Genomic DNA, 15,629 nt, shown 5'->3' with positions numbered 1-15,629 from the left:
GCACACCCTCACTGTGACAAAATGGTACAGTCATGGAACTTCAACACATTAGCGATAACAATTGGCTTTCAACTTCATGGGTCAGAAGTGAACAAGCGGGTTTAAAACAGCGTCGACGCCCTGAAGATATTCGAGTAACGCCAGCAACGCTCCAAGATAGGCGTCACCAACTCAATTTTTTGCTAGAGGCAGTCACTCAATTTGCGCTCCCTCTGTTTAATCAGCTATTTGCTCATAGCGACAGTCGCTTAATTTTGACGGATTCAGATGGTGTCATCATCGGCAGTTGGGGACAGCCTAGATTTCGTGAAAAGTTAACGGAAATCTCGCTAAGCTCTGGTGCATGCTGGCAAGAAAAGGTCAAAGGCACCAACGCGATTGGTACAGCCTTGGTTGAAGCAAAGCCCGTTTCTGTTATTGGTGATCAGCACTTTATCCAACACCATCGTTTTATTAGCTGTTCGGCTAATCCTATTTTCGATCATCTTGGTAACCTCATTGGCGTATTAGATATTACGAGCGAGCAAAAGAGACATGACTTCTCAACGCAAGTACTAGTACAAAACATGGTCCAGCAAGTGGAGAATCAACTACTTAACTTGATTCCACAAGGGCATATTCGTGTGGATTTAGCGTGCGAAAAAGGTTTACTGAATAGTGGTTGGCAAGGAATTATCATTGCAAATGAAGACGGACAAGTTTTGGCTCACAATCAAGTAGCCTCTCAACTTTTTGCGCAAAAAAATATCATTGGGCAATCCTTAGACGACATTCTATCCACTCGGGGAAATGAGCACCCTTTCGTTTTCAAAACAAAACCGCTTGCCGATAAAGATAGCAAGGTCAAGTCTCGGGCTGTAGCGGCGTCCAATGATCTTCATTATGGCGACTCCGCTGTTGAGCACTGTTGGCAGCAAGCCAATCGCGTCATCGATAAAGACATCAGTTTGTTGATTCTCGGAGAGACTGGTGTTGGCAAAAACGAGTTTGTAAAAGCACTCCATAAAAACAGCCAGAGAAAAACGGGACCGTTAGTTTCCGTCAACTGTGGAGCGCTACCAAAAGATCTGGTTGAATCTGAATTGTTTGGCTACGCAGCCGGTGCCTTTACTGGCGCAAACAGCAAAGGCTATCAGGGAAAAATTCGCCAAGCGCACAAAGGGATTTTGTTTCTGGATGAAATCGCGGATTTACCCTTGGAAGCTCAAAGCCGCTTGCTCCATGTATTGCAAGATAAAACCGTGCTTCCCGTGGGTTCAAACCAAAGTATTCAAGTCGATACGCAAATCATTGCAGCCACGCATAAAGATCTGGAACATTTGGTCAGCGAAGGATTGTTCCGCCAAGATTTGTATTATCGCCTTAATGGCTTGATCATTGAGCTACCTCGCTTTGAGGAACGTGATGACAAACGACAACTGATTGAGAACATTCATCGGCGTCACGCCGAATCTGAACAACAGCTTTGCCCTCACCTCCTTTCTCTGATGCTGTCTTACTCATGGCCAGGAAATTTGCGTGAACTCGATAGTTTAATCAAAGTATCCGCCTTAATGGCGCAAGGTGAAGAAATATTGGAACTCACACACGTCCCAGCCCACCTAAGTAAGAAACTAAGCCAAGCTCAAGAAGGAGCAGCATCGGCTGAACCAACTTCAGAACTGCGTGCAACCGTCGAAGATAAGTTGCTCAAAACATATCAAGCCAACCAGGGGAACATTAGCAAAACGTCTCGTATGCTTGGTGTGAGCCGAAATACCATTTACAGAAAATTGAAAAGCCTTGGCATATTAAGTTAATTCTACGACCTCAGATATAAAAAGAGCACCGTTGCGGTGCTCTTTCTCTTTGAAACCTAGCTTACAGGCCGCCTTGTTGTTGTGCCTGTTTTACTAATGCCTGACGTTGAGTTTCCTTCTCAGAGATCACTTGATTGTCCTTGTGCATTTCCTGTTCCAATTCTGCTGGAATGAAAACAAAGTACTTGTTAAGAGTCATCTTAGAACCTCAATTTGCTGTGTTAATTACCTTCTTGGTCGACGTAAACAAAACCAGAAAAACATGTTTTACTGGATCCTTGTTGCTAGTTTCAAAAAATAAAGGATGTTCATATAATAAACATCCTCCATGTGGGCGCTAATTATAGGCGTAGTTTAAAGGCTTACCTAGCACTCTTTTTCACCTTTTGTGCAATCTGAGTTTCGATCGAAAAACGGGTTTAATTGCCCGTAGTTACTAAGGTATTGTTAAAAAGAGAAAAAAGCTTTTACTGTAACTGACGACAGGGATGAGCTTACGAGTGTAGGTTCACTTGCAATTGTGTATCGTAGAGTTCGAATACGATAATAATAACGCTACATGCCCTTAATCTGCGTAGTTAAAAACTTTGAAGTGATAGACAACCGAAGTCATATCTGTGCAACTCAGTTTAACGATTTGTCTACCAGTTCAATATTTCATCTTTTTTGAGAAATCTTTAGCCACTTTTTTGTGTGAAACGCCCCAAAAGAGCAGACAATTAAAAGTGTGGCATATGACCACAATTGTCTATCCCCACTTAGCTTCGGGAGGCGTTTATGAAAAGTAACAAACTTGGCCATGTGATGTCTTTCAGCAGGATGTTTTCCTTCATCGCATTCTTGACGGCCACATTCGCATGGATTCTCAGCATGTACGCCCTATTTACTGTTTCTTTAGTGGCTCTTGTGGTCAGTGCAATTCTCTACCTAAAAGACAGGTTTTATCAAAACAAGAAAACGACCACTGAAAAGAGCGCCTAGGCGCTCTTTTCTATTGAATGTCATTTCTGTGTGACTTGATATAGTTATCAATCCGTTCGAGTTCGTGAAAATAACCATACATACCAATACGATTAATTTCTGGTTCTATACAGTATTTTTCTTCTTTTACCATAGCTTCTACAAACATTCCGCTTGATGCAATTGTGAAAGGTGAACACGCTGAGTAACCATTATTTTCTGCAATATACTTCAATCGCCCAAATTCAAAAATTTGACCTGGAATAGCAACGATAAGGGACAAGACAATTGTTATAGTTATCACTTTAATCGGCACTTTGACTAACTGAGTCATTCGATCAAATAAAATATAGACCAATAATGTAGGGCACAAGAGTAAGCTTGCGATACTTAAAACATATGACGCATCAATGTAGACCACTTGAAAACCACTACTGAGCTGAAGCGGTAGAGATTCGAAAACGAAATGATGATAAAGGCGATAGATGGAGTAAGTAATCAGTAATATGAACATAAGCAACACGAAAGCTGTGTGAAATGGATGCTTCTGTTGTGTCATTTCTATTACCTTATAGTTGAGGAGACGGCAGAGAGCGGCTTAGCTTCACTCTTCGAAGAGAAATATTAAACTGCTAGCAAATGCATGCTCTCCCATTTCTGAGAAGTGCGTGACGAATCAACGTTTAATGTAACTTTTAAATCTACCAATATCTTACAGACACAAAAAAGGATGCCACTTGGGCATCCCTTTATATCTTTATATTTAGTCGGTTTACTTAAAACGATTACACGTCGTAAGTTGTAGACGCTGTGTCGCCGCCTGTACCAGTCCAGTTAGTGTGGAAGAATTCACCACGTGGACGGTCAATACGCTCATAAGTGTGAGCACCGAAGTAGTCACGTTGAGCTTGAAGCAGGTTCGCTGGTAGACGAGCTGTTGTGTAACCGTCTAGGAAAGATAGCGCAGAAATCGTACATGGCATTGGGATACCAGACTCTAGAGACTTCGCTGCTACTTTACGCCATGCTGCTAGGCTGCCTTGTAGGATGTTTTTGAAGTACTCATCAGAACCTAGGAATGCGATGTCTGGATTCGCTTCGTACGCATCACGGATGTTGCCTAGGAACGCAGAGCGGATGATACAACCACCACGCCACATTAGGGCTACGTTACCGTAGTTTAGGTCCCAACCGTTCTCGTTCGATGCTTCGCGCATTAGCATGAAGCCTTGAGCGTAAGAGATGATCTTAGAAGCTAGTAGCGCTTGACGTAGTGCATCAACCCACTCTTGCTTGTCGCCTTCAACTGGAGTGATTGTCTTACCGAATAGAGATTCAGCTTCAACACGTTGGTCTTTCAGTGCAGATAGACAACGAGAGAATACAGACTCAGAGATAAGTGTTAGTGGAATACCTAGGTCTAGTGCGTTAATACCAGTCCATTTACCAGTACCTTTTTGGCCTGCTGTGTCTAGGATCTTCTCAACGAGAGGCTCACCGTCTTCATCTTTGTAGCCAAGGATGTCAGCCGTGATTTCAACAAGGTAGCTGTCTAGTTCAGTCTTGTTCCAATCAGCGAATACTGCTTGCATCTCGTCAGCAGACATACCAAGACCGTCTTTCATGAACTGGTAAGCTTCTGTGATAAGCTGCATGTCACCGTATTCGATACCGTTGTGTACCATCTTAACGAAGTGACCAGCACCGTCGTTACCAACCCAGTCACAACATGGCTCACCAGCGTCAGTTTTCGCAGCGATACCTTGGAAGATAGGCTTAACCGCTTCCCATGCTTCAGCAGCACCGCCAGGCATGATAGATGGACCGAAGCGCGCACCTTCTTCACCACCAGATACACCAGTACCGATGAAGTGGATACCTTTTTCACGTAGTGCAGCAACACGACGGTTTGTATCTGGGTAGTTAGTGTTACCACCGTCAATAATGATGTCGCCTTTGTCTAGCAGAGGTACTAGCGCTTCGATGAACTTGTCTACAACGTCACCAGCGCGAACCATCAACATTACTTTACGCGGCGTTTCTAGCTTCTCTACTAGTTCTTCTAGAGAGTATGCACCGATGATGTTCGTGCCTTTTGCTGGACCTTCCAGGAACTCGTCTACTTTAGCAGCAGTACGGTTGTGAGCAACCACTTTAAAGCCGTGATCGTTCATGTTTAGGATAAGGTTTTGACCCATTACTGCTAGGCCAATTACACCGATATCACCTTTCATTGTTTCTCTCCAATTTTATTTCATCGACGAGCAGCGTCTTAAGCAATTTTTGCTGCCGCGTCTAAATCTAAATACCATTCCGTTAGGCCCGATTTCGCTTGAATCTTAGCCGCTGGGTATGGCAGTGCGTGTGCTGGTGAACTGTTAATTTCTTCAACAATGTCCGCTTTTCCTGCACCAAGCACTAAGTAACTAATGCGTTTCGCTGCTTCTAATACGCGTGCGGTTTTCGACACACGAAGTTGGCCCGATTCAGGATGCGACGCCACAAGAGATAGGTTCGCATCATCATAATTCGTTTGGCCAGGGAACAGAGAAGCTGTATGACCATCTGCACCAACGCCTAATAAGATCCAGTCAAACACAGGTGTGCCGTTTTCATTCGGGATTACCTCTGCCATCTCTTTTGCAAAGCGCTCGGCTTCTGCTTTAGGCTCATCTTCGCCACGGATGCGGTGAATGTTTTCTGCAGGAATATTTACTTGGCTAAACAACAACGTGTTCGCTTCACCGTAGTTGCTTTCTGCATCGTCAGGGGCAACACAACGTTCGTCACCCCACCAAAAGTGGAGGTTTTCCCATTGAATGGAGGTTGCGTAAGCCTCTGAAGCCAGTAGTTTAAACAGCATTTTAGGAGTGCTGCCGCCAGAAAGAGAGATGTGAACAGGTCTGCCCATTTCGCTAAACGCTTTCATATCGTTAGCTAGGCTTTCAACTACCTGTTCTGCTGTTTGGTAGATCTTATGGTTGATCATAGTTCACAGTAATCCGTATCTGTTAAGTTTTTACATGGGAAACGCCAAGCGCGGCCATCACGCTGTAACAAGTCATCTGACTCTTTAGGTCCCCAAGTGCCGCATGCGTACCCGAAGAGGGATTGTGGATCTTGCTTAAAATCTAAGATTGGCTGTACGTATTGCCAGCACGCTTCCACCGCATCACTACGTGCAAATAGCGTAGCATCACCATTCAAAGCATCAAGTAGAAGACGCTCGTATGCCGTTAGCATTTGCGTTTCTTGCAGGTCAGCGTAATGGAAGTTCATTTTCACTTCCTTCGCTTCAAAGCCTGCGCCTGGCTCTTTCAAGCCAAAGCTCATTTGAATGCCTTCGTCTGGTTGAATACGAATGATCAGCTTGTTTTCTGGTGCGTTTTGACCAAACACAGGATGCGGTGTTTGTTTAAAGTGGATAACCACCTCAGTAACGCGTGTTGGAAGACGCTTACCAGTACGCACGTAAAATGGCACGCCATTCCAACGCCAGTTGTTGATGTACGCTTTCAAACCGATGTAAGTCTCTGTACGAGAATCGTCTGCAACTCCCGGCTCTTCACGGTAGCCGCGTAGGCTTTGCCCACGGACTTCAGACGCCGTGTATTGGCCTAATACTAGGTCATTGCGCAGAGCGTTTTCGTCTAATGGCTTTAGGCATTGAAGCACTTTTACCACTTCATCACGCATCGAGTCTGCATTGATTTGCGCTGGTGGTTCCATACCTACCATTGCTAATACTTGTAGCAAGTGGTTTTGGAACATGTCGCGCACAGCGCCAGAGTTGTCGTAGTAACCACCACGCTCCTCTACGCCAAGGAATTCTGCGCCTGTGATTTCAACGTAATCAATGAAGTTACGGTTCCAAAGCGGCTCAAACATCGCATTAGAGAAACGAAGCACAAGTAGGTTTTGTACCGTTTCTTTACCTAAGTAATGGTCAATTCGGTAGATTTGATGCTCTTGGAAGTGCTCGTGAATTTCTTTGTCCAGAATACGCGCCGATTCAAGGTCATAACCGAATGGTTTCTCAATGATCAGGCGTTTCCAGCCATCTTCTTCACTGTTAAGACCATGTGCTGCAAGACTTGCAGGGATCACACTGTATAAACTTGGTGGGGTTGCTAAGTAAAAAAGCGTATTGCGTTGCTCGAATTGATATTCGTCCGCAAGTTGGTCTAAGCGAGAAGATAGCTTACCGTAATCTTGTGTGTCAGAAGTATTAATTGCTTGGTAGTGCAGATGGTTAATAAATGCATCAAGCGTTTCTGGCTCAGTCTTTTCCATTTCCTGAAGCGATTTTTTCAGCTTCGCGCGGTAAGACTCATCACTGTATTCAGTGCGACTTACACCCAGAATGGCAAAATTCTCTGGAAGCTGCTTGTTCGCGTAGAGGTGGTATAAAGCAGGAATGAGCTTACGGTACGTAAGGTCACCTGAAGCACCAAAAATAACGATGCTGCTGTTTTCTGGTATTACCATCATCTTTCCCTTAAAAACGAGGTACTTATTGTGTGCCCGGATACGGCTAGAGAATGAGCCAACCCTATCAATGGCACCTCAAAATAGAAAATTGGTCTTACCTATTACGTTGATAGGTAAAGTCTATGGGCCCAAAGAACCTCAAGAAGTTGCATTTCCGATTCTTGGAAACACGACGTATTGAGGTCATTTAAGTCACTTATGTCTCAAAAGTACACACTGTACTCGCTGGAGGAGAGTCCGACACGGGGCAATATTGTCTACGACTATTTGATTTACATCAACACTTGCCAGTGCAAACGTTTAAATAAGTTGCACAAAACGTCATAAGCGATTGTATTTTATTGATAAAAAAAGTTTCATCTGAACGCTCCAAAATTTAAGCAAAAACTCTAATATGGACAATAATTACTCATCCTTGCAATCCATTACAGTTTTATCGTGATCTGTGTTACTTACTTTTTATTTCATCACCCTATTGATAATGATACTCAATTAAAGATAATGAAATCACTATTAATGTGAAAGTAGAACGCCATGAAATCAAGCGCCATTAACCCACACCCCATAAACCGAATACAATCGGTGCTTGACTACATTCACACCAACTTAGACAGCACTCTGAGCGTAGATGAAATATCGAAAGCAAGTTGTTGGTCGCGCTGGCAACTGCAACGCGTATTTCAACAACACACTGGCGTATCCGTCGCTCACTACATCAGAGAGCTTAAACTTAGCCTTGCGGCTGAGCGCTTAATCCATACTTCTGACCGCTCGTTAGATATAGCGATAGAAATGGGATTTACATCTGAACACGCATTTAGCCGAGCGTTCAGGAATATGTTTTCAAAAAGCCCCCGTGAATATCGAAAAACGCAACAACTATCCGGGTTGAGACAACCTTTGACGCTGCGTAAGACACCAAAAGAAGAGAAAAAACATCAGCGCTTTATTGAAGTTCGAATAGAAACAAAACCGGCTTTTGAACTTGCTGGTCATCATGAACCTATTCACGGATTGTTTTCCGCTACGCCCAATTTCCAATCCAAAGTACCGTCACTTTGGTCACGTCTTTATTCATCTGAAAACCTTAACAATTCGGAAAGTAGTTACTTTGGCGTGATTGATGTGACTCAAGCGTATTCAAACAACCAACAACTTGAGTATTGGGCAGGTTATGAGTGCAGTCCAACAGCAAACGCACCAAGATCAACGAACTCTTCCAACTCGGGGTTAGACCTCTTGGCTGTTCCAGAGCAAACCTACGCCGTCATTACACACATAGGCAAAGCATCAGAGCTCGCCTCAACGCTGGAATGGTTTATTTTACATTGGCTACCCTACTCTAATTATCATGCTATCGATGGTTATGAGTTAGAGCTTTATCCAGAAGGTTATGATGTTGATAGCGAACAAGCACAAATGCAGTATTGGATTCCTGTCGAGCCAAACGACGCGCTATCTTTAAAACCTAAGAACAGAAGAATAAGTTCCAAAGATTAGTGTTTTGCACCAAATTGTTAACTTTTCCTATTTCTTTGAATATAGAATACAAATAACAATCATTATCAATAAATAGAAAAAGTAGTGGAATTTATAAATATGGAAAGTCCGATTCGATTTCATCGTTCAGCGGTTGCTATCGTCGTATCCGCATTGCTCGCTGGCCACGCCAATGCGACTGAGAGCGTATCCCAACACGAAACGATTACGGTGCTAGGAGAAACATACCGAAACACCGCAACTAAAACCGTTTTAGAACCGGAGGAAACACCGCAAGCGATCACGGTAATCACTAAAGATGACATGGACCTGCGCGGCGTAAACTCGGTGAGCGAAGCATTGCGTTACGCGCCTGGCGTAAATACAGAATTGCGTGGCGGTGCCGTTTCCCGACTTGACCTATTCAATATTCGTGGTTTTATTAACTACACCAACTTTTATGATGGTCTTCCTTTGCTGTACAACGGTTGGAACCTTCAACCGCAGGTCGATTCCGTTGCTCTTGAGCAAATCGAGGTTTTTAAAGGGCCAACGTCTGTTCTTTACGGCAATATTCCACCAGGAGGTATGGTCAATATTATCGCCAAGGCGCCTCAGTCAACACCCTCACACTCTGTCTCGATTAGTACTGGGACTAACAGCCTAAAAGAACTGACGTTCGACACCACAGGACAAATTGGTGATTCTAATGTTGATTACCGTATCGTCGGCCTGGCAAAACAGCGAGATGGTCAAGCCGATACGTCTGAAGACGAACGTTATGTACTCGCCCCATCTTTCAATTGGCAAGCGACAGAAAGCACATTAGTGAACGTGAATGTTTACTATCAAAATGATCCATCAGCAGGTATCTACACGACTGTGCCTGCATCTGGCTCAGTGATTAAAAACCCACTTGGCTCGATGTCACCAAGCACTTATTTGGGGGATGAGGACTGGAACACTTACGAACGCGAAGTTCTGATGATGGGTTACAAAGTCCAACACGACTTTAACAACAATTGGCAATTTCTACAGAATGCCCGCTACATGACCGCCGATGCCTATCAGGAAAACACATATAACGGTGCACTTGAAGCGGATAACCGTACCGTTGGTCGAAATGCCTATTTAACCGATGAAAAGTCCAAATCCTTTGTGATTGACAACCAACTATCTGGCTACGTTAAAACAGGAAATTTTGAACATAACTTATTGTTCGGGCTTGATTATCAGTATCTAGATTCAGATGTAAAATACAAAGACACGCTTGGGTATTCGCTAACTCAGGACATTTTTAATCCTGACCACAACAGCATTGATCGTAATGCACTGAATTTCCAATACAAACAAAACTTAGATATCAAAACGAAGCAGATTGGCGTTTATTTCCAAGATCAAGTTCGTTACGACCAACTTGTAATGATTGCAGGTCTTCGTTGGGATAAATACGATTCAAATACAGACGCCGTTAGCGATTATCTAGGAGCAGTATCCAACAGCAAGGAAGAGTTAGACGATACCAACGTATCTTTCCGAGTCGGTGGTTTGTATGAGCTAGACTTTGGTCTCTCGCCATATCTTACTTACTCGGAAAGTTTTGAGCCAATTGCGGGTGCCGACTCTTCTGGTAAAGCATTTGAGCCATCAACCGGTCATCAATGGGAGTTAGGCTTTAAATACGCCCCATTATCTGGTGATATCTCAGGTAACTTAGCACTCTTCCATATTACGAAGAAAAACGCGATCTTGACCGATCCGAATAATCCTTATGCACCGAACTATCAAGCGGGCGAAGTGGTATCACAAGGTATTGAACTTGAGGCAAAATGGCAAGCCACAGCACAAGCTGATTTCACTCTAGGCTATACATATACCGATATGGAGATTACCGAGGACAGTTATTACAACCAAGAAGGTAAAACGCCGGTTTGGGTACCTGAGCAAACGGCCTCTCTATGGGCAAATTACTTCTTTGAAGGAAATCTTTCAGGCCTTCGTACCAGTGCTGGCGTTCGCTATGTCGGAGAAGCACAAATTGATGCACAGAATAGTCAAAAAGTACCGGACTACACCTTGTTTGATTTGGCAGCAAGTTACGATTTCTCAACGGTATCTGAATCAATGAAAGGGGCTAGCGTCACGCTTTCTGCAAGCAATCTATTCGATAAAGAATACTATTCTTGTTACGACAAAAATAACTGTTGGTTTGGCGCTGAGCGCTCTATCGAAGCGAAGTTAGAATACAACTTCTAACCTCTTAGAGCGGAACAGCCGTAATTTGTAAAGCGATGGTTTCTACAATAAGCCATCGCTTTTTATTTTGCATAGAGCATCAATATAAACGCTACCGTGTCACTTTTTTATAGCACCTTTCCGGCCTACCTACCGACCCATAGTTTAAATCAGCCTCTAGTTCACCAGTGCTGATCAGATACTCCAAATAGCGCCTCGCCGTTGTTCGGCTCGCGCCGATCTTTTCGCCTGCCTCATCAGCGGTCAGCGCACTGCCATTTGGGAACAACTCTCTGATCTTGTCTAGGGTTACACCATCAATCCCTTTTGGTAATCGGTTCGGCAAGTTGTCTTGATTGGCATGAGACTGCAGCATTTTATCAACGAGGTTCTGATCCAAACTCTCCACGATGTCTAGTTGTTGGCGTTGGGACACATACTTTTTCAGTGCGGCATCTAAGCGTGGAAACATCACGGGTTTTAACAGGTAATCGACAACGCCACCCCTCATCGCCTGTTGTAATGTATCGACATCCCTTGCGGCTGTAATCAAAATGACATCACACGTTTGGTTACTTGCACGCAGTGTATTTAGTATCTCAAGCCCTGTGCCATCGGGAAGATAGACATCCATCAATAGTAAATCTGGCTTAAGAATGTCGAGTTGCATTTCTGCTTCCATTCTCGTGGTCGCAATTCCAACCACTTCCAAACCTGTCAGTTGGCTTAAGTATTTGTGGTGCAGCTCAGCAATAGCCAGATCATCTTCAATGATCATTACGCGAGTCGCCATACTCATAATTGTTCTTCCTTGGGTAAGTACACCGTTATTCTTGTCCCATAATTTGTATTGGGTATCATCTCAACATGGCCGTGATATCGAGTAGCAAGCTGATTGACAAGGTGTAACCCAACACCTCGATTTTGGCGAGATTTCGTCGAAACGCCTTTTGTAAATAATGTTTGTGGATCCATTGTTTTTGGGAGGCCACAGCCATGATCTATCACCTCAAGTATCACTTCATTTCCGTAATCGCTAACGGACACATCAATGTTTCTGCGTTCTGACGCAACATTTGATTCATCGCGAATTGAAGTTAACGTGGCATCGAAAGCGTTATCAATCAAATTACCCAAAATTGTGACTAGGTCTTCCGAATTTAGCCACTCAGGCAGGGGCTCCAGACGACTGCCTTCCTCAACCACCAGTTGTAAGCCTAACTCGCGAGCACGTTCAGTTTTTCCAAGCAACATACCTGCAATTAGCGGGTCTTTAACGGTATCTCTTAAAAACTCAATCATTGCCTGATAGTGTGCGGTTTCTTGTCCAATTAACTTTTGCACCGCATCAAGTTCACCCATTTGTACTAGCCCACTAATGGTGTTGAGCTTATTGCGATGCTCATGGGTCTGCGAACGTAACAAATCTGCATATTCCTTGGTTTGTGATAGCTGCTCGGTTAGATCATTGATTTCATCCCTTAAACGGAAACTCGATACCGCCCCCACGATTTTTCCATCAACATAAATTGGAGAGCGATTTGCAATCAGGCGCTTATGATTAAGGAATATCTCAATATCATGATCTTCCTGCCCGCTTTCTAACACTGTATATAGATCGCTATCACGCAGCGTGTCAGTCAAAGGTTTATTGAGCGCTGATTCTCTATCAATACCGAGAATCTGGCAGGCACTACGATTTATCGAGCGAAGTATCCCTTGGGCATCAATGCTTAACACGCCCTCTTTGATGGTGCTCATCGTCACTTCTAATTCGCCGTACAACCGCCCTATCTCTTCAGGCTCAAAGCCTAAAATGGCGCGCTGAAACTTTCTCGACGCATAATTGGATACAATGGCATTAGCGACGACAACTACGATGACCATTAAAATCAAAAAGGCCAAAAATGGTTCGATGCGGTCTTGCAGTCGGTCGAGCAAATAGCCAACCGAAACCACACCAATGATGTTCTCTTGCTCGTCAAAAATCGCAGCTTTACCACGAACTGAATAACCTAACGAGCCCTGTGCCGTCGAAACATAAGACAACCCCTGTTCTAGCGCTCGACGATTGTCGCCACCTCTCATTGGCTTGCCCAACCGCTCATCAACAGGGTGGATTAAGCGTACTCCCTTATGGTCGCCAATAACGATGAATGCAGCACCTATGGCTTCGGTTAATTCTCGAAAGCGAAGTTGGTATGGCTGGGGGTTTTGGGTTTCGATCATTTCACGAACAACCGCTGAGTCCGCTAAAAAACGGGCAACACCCAGTGCTTTTTCTCCCATTTCTTGCTCTTGATTGATTTTGAGATAAGTGAACCCCGCGGCGACAAGCAATAACAGCTCTATCAACCCCGATAGCGTCATGATAATGAGCATCCGCTTACGAAAGCTGATGGTTTTCCAACTCATTGATACATCCTTGTGATTCACTCTTGAGCGTAACGTTAACACTCAGTTAACAGCATGACGTTGTCGCGGTGATAAATCTGTGAGGAAGGCAAACAAACCGCAGAGTTTACGGTTAATTAATCGACGAGCTGAAACATAAAATTACAACCATTCACCAAATTTAGCATTCCTCTCTGATACTCAATTCCATACATAAATTGCCCTTAAAATCATGATCGCGATCACATCGATTTTAGCGGTTTTTGAGGCGTTTTTAGACTTTACAACGTATAATTTTTAATCAACGAAACCAATGAGAGTTTCGGTTTGAAAGCAGTGAAGCTGGAAGTCTATTAAAAGCTCAACATTGATGTCAGTGGTTTGGACAAAAATAAAACAAAACACAAATACTGACTATATGACAAACACTTAGACACCATCTGAAAACTGGAAAACTATAAACAGAGGTGCATTTATAGTTAGAAGGAACACCAAACATGGAACGCGATACCTTTGGAATATGCCTGAATAAGGCGATGCTGTCAGAGAATATGTATTCAACATTTACACACGTCAGGGCTTATGAAAAAAACGGAGGCGGTACTTCTGATCTCAAAGTCCTGTTATCGTTCCCTCAAATGAGTGGAAAAGATCTATTGAATACGATGCGAGGTTCTCGTCAGCTCGAGTGGAGAGCGGAGTTTCACTGTCCATATACGAAATAAATTTGTAACATCTCCCGCGCCCAGCACAAATATAACTGGGCGCATACTACTGCCCAATTTTCCCTCCTACTTAACACGCAGTTACGAATCCTTTATATTAGAGCTAATACTCTACGACAAAGCAGCCATTATGAAAAAAACAGGAAAGTTTTGGATACTGGGCTTACTTAGCAGCTCGATTTCCCTTGCCTGTCATGCGGCACCGATCACTTTTGATACCGCATGGCAGCTATTGCTAGAAAACAACTATTCTCTCAAAGCTCAACGCTCAAACGTCGAGAACTACCAATACCAAGAGAGTGCCACCAGCAATCTCAACTTACCTCAGGTTACTATTGGCGCGAATTACACGCGTTTAGATACCGATATCACGCTGTCGGGAAAACAGATCCTAGACAGCACAGGAGCACACATTAACGTACCTCCTGCTTTTCAGCCTATTTTTGGTGCCTTAGCTAATACCACTTCGACCATAACCGAGCGCGATATTTTCTCTTCGTCTATTCGTGCGATTTGGCCGATTTTTACTGGTGGTCGAATTTCTGCGGCTCAATCAGCTGCAGAAGGCAAAACGGATGAGGCGAAAAGCCAGCTTCTAATGGAACAACAAGCGCGTTTTGAAGATTTATCGAAGTACTACTTTTCTGTCGTACTGGCAAAGGAAGTACTCGCAACGCGGCAAGCGGTTGAAGCAGGGCTAAAAAAGCATCGAGATTTTGCCATTAAGCTTGAAGAGCAAGGACAAATCGCGCACGTTGAGCGCCTGCAAGCCGAGGCTTCTTTAGATAAAGCATCCGTAGAAACACGTAAAGCAGCCAGTGATTTGAGTATCGCTCAGGCTGCATTAGGTAAATTACTCGCGCAAGATGATGCCGTAGAGCCCGCTGAATCTTTGTTTATCAACGACAGTCTTCCCCCTCTTACTGCTTTTGTCGATCAAACGTTGCTTACCTATCCGGGGTTGGAGCTTCTGAGCGCTAAACACAAACAAGCCTCTAGCTTAATCAAAGCAGAAAAAGGGAAATACTACCCTGAAGTTTATCTTTACGGCGACTACAGCTTGTATGAAGACGATTCTCTCGCAAGCCAAATGAAGCCTGACTGGTTAGTTGGTGTTGGTGTCAGCATTCCACTGATTGAATCATCAGGGCGAAGCGAAAAAGTCAAAGCCGCTCAAAGCGTCGTCTCGCAGGTCGACTCATTAAAGTCCCAAGCCAAACAAGACTTATCGCTGTTAGTCCAAAAGACATACTTGGAGGCTCAGCAAGCCATTGATGAAGTACAAGGGCTCGCATCTAGCATTGAACTCGCTAACGAAAACCTGCGCTTGCGTGAAAAAGCATTTACTCAGGGTCTGTCGTCTTCTCTGGATGTTGTGGATGCACAACTTTATGTCGCGAGTATAGAAACACAACGTTCAGCGGCGCGTTTCCGCTATTTAATATCTTTAACCAAGCTACTCGCATTGAGCAGTGAAATGAACAGCTTCGAACAATATCAAAATACCGCTTATATCCCTGCTTCAACATCCAAAGAGGTGAAATAA

Annotated in this window: 13 protein-coding genes; 6 read left to right on the top strand and 7 right to left on the bottom strand. The window is 43.9% G+C overall.

Going from position 1 to position 15,629, the window contains the following annotated elements; translation table 11 throughout:
• Positions 1–32: 32 nt before the first annotated feature.
• A complete protein-coding gene (locus R7Q46_RS17555; RefSeq protein ID WP_213868242.1) occupies positions 33–1,799 on the top strand; it encodes a sigma-54-dependent Fis family transcriptional regulator in 1,767 nt (588 codons plus the stop codon).
• A gap of 61 nt (positions 1,800–1,860) precedes the next feature.
• Here R7Q46_RS17555 and R7Q46_RS17550 read toward each other — a convergent pair whose 3' ends face one another.
• On the bottom strand, positions 1,861–1,998 hold the full coding sequence (locus R7Q46_RS17550; RefSeq protein ID WP_005377165.1) for a hypothetical protein: 138 nt from the start codon (positions 1,996–1,998) through the stop codon (positions 1,861–1,863).
• Positions 1,999–2,576: 578 nt separating this feature from the next.
• On the opposite strand from R7Q46_RS17550, the gene R7Q46_RS17545 reads away from it, so the two are divergent.
• The gene (locus R7Q46_RS17545; protein ID WP_005377162.1) at positions 2,577–2,780 is read left to right on the top strand and encodes a hypothetical protein; all 204 of its coding nucleotides are present in this window, start codon (positions 2,577–2,579) and stop codon (positions 2,778–2,780) included.
• A gap of 10 nt (positions 2,781–2,790) precedes the next feature.
• Here R7Q46_RS17545 and R7Q46_RS17540 read toward each other — a convergent pair whose 3' ends face one another.
• The 4 genes from R7Q46_RS17540 to zwf form a co-directional block, all read right to left on the bottom strand.
• Positions 2,791–3,318 (bottom strand): hypothetical protein, encoded by a 528-nt coding sequence (locus R7Q46_RS17540; RefSeq protein WP_318077660.1) that lies wholly within the window; start codon positions 3,316–3,318, stop codon positions 2,791–2,793.
• Positions 3,319–3,544: 226 nt separating this feature from the next.
• A complete protein-coding gene (gene gnd, locus R7Q46_RS17535) occupies positions 3,545–4,993 on the bottom strand; it encodes a decarboxylating NADP(+)-dependent phosphogluconate dehydrogenase (RefSeq protein ID WP_005377160.1) in 1,449 nt (482 codons plus the stop codon).
• A 38-nt stretch (positions 4,994–5,031) separates the two neighbouring features.
• Positions 5,032–5,748: a 6-phosphogluconolactonase gene (gene pgl / locus R7Q46_RS17530; RefSeq protein ID WP_005387158.1), complete on the bottom strand. Its 717-nt coding sequence runs from the start codon at positions 5,746–5,748 to the stop codon at positions 5,032–5,034.
• Complete coding sequence (gene zwf / locus R7Q46_RS17525) at positions 5,745–7,247, bottom strand: glucose-6-phosphate dehydrogenase (protein ID WP_017634563.1); 1,503 nt, start codon at positions 7,245–7,247, stop codon at positions 5,745–5,747. Before zwf ends, pgl begins: the two co-directional genes overlap by 4 nt.
• A 537-nt stretch (positions 7,248–7,784) precedes the next feature.
• Between zwf and R7Q46_RS17520 the strand changes: the two genes are divergently transcribed.
• Both R7Q46_RS17520 and R7Q46_RS17515 read left to right on the top strand, forming a co-directional pair.
• Positions 7,785–8,750 (top strand): helix-turn-helix domain-containing protein, encoded by a 966-nt coding sequence (locus tag R7Q46_RS17520; protein ID WP_170893418.1) that lies wholly within the window; start codon positions 7,785–7,787, stop codon positions 8,748–8,750.
• A gap of 99 nt (positions 8,751–8,849) precedes the next feature.
• Positions 8,850–10,985, top strand: coding sequence for a TonB-dependent siderophore receptor (locus R7Q46_RS17515; protein ID WP_005377151.1), 2,136 nt, complete (start codon positions 8,850–8,852; stop codon positions 10,983–10,985).
• Between the two features lie 91 nt (positions 10,986–11,076).
• Here R7Q46_RS17515 and R7Q46_RS17510 read toward each other — a convergent pair whose 3' ends face one another.
• Both R7Q46_RS17510 and R7Q46_RS17505 read right to left on the bottom strand, forming a co-directional pair.
• Positions 11,077–11,763, bottom strand: coding sequence for a response regulator (locus R7Q46_RS17510; RefSeq protein WP_005377133.1), 687 nt, complete (start codon positions 11,761–11,763; stop codon positions 11,077–11,079).
• Entirely contained in the window at positions 11,760–13,379 is a 1,620-nt protein-coding gene (locus tag R7Q46_RS17505; protein ID WP_213868239.1) for a sensor histidine kinase, read from the bottom strand. The genes R7Q46_RS17510 and R7Q46_RS17505 overlap by 4 nt, the downstream gene beginning before the upstream one ends.
• Before the next feature lie 476 nt (positions 13,380–13,855).
• On the opposite strand from R7Q46_RS17505, the gene R7Q46_RS17500 reads away from it, so the two are divergent.
• Positions 13,856–14,083, top strand: coding sequence for a hypothetical protein (locus R7Q46_RS17500; RefSeq protein ID WP_005377125.1), 228 nt, complete (start codon positions 13,856–13,858; stop codon positions 14,081–14,083).
• A 130-nt stretch (positions 14,084–14,213) separates the two neighbouring features.
• Positions 14,214–15,629, top strand: coding sequence for a TolC family protein (locus R7Q46_RS17495; RefSeq protein ID WP_005387166.1), 1,416 nt, complete (start codon positions 14,214–14,216; stop codon positions 15,627–15,629).

This window comes from Vibrio sp. 811 (assembly GCF_033339195.1).
Note: the sequence above shows the minus strand (reverse complement) of the source record. Positions and strands in the feature narration are given on the sequence as shown.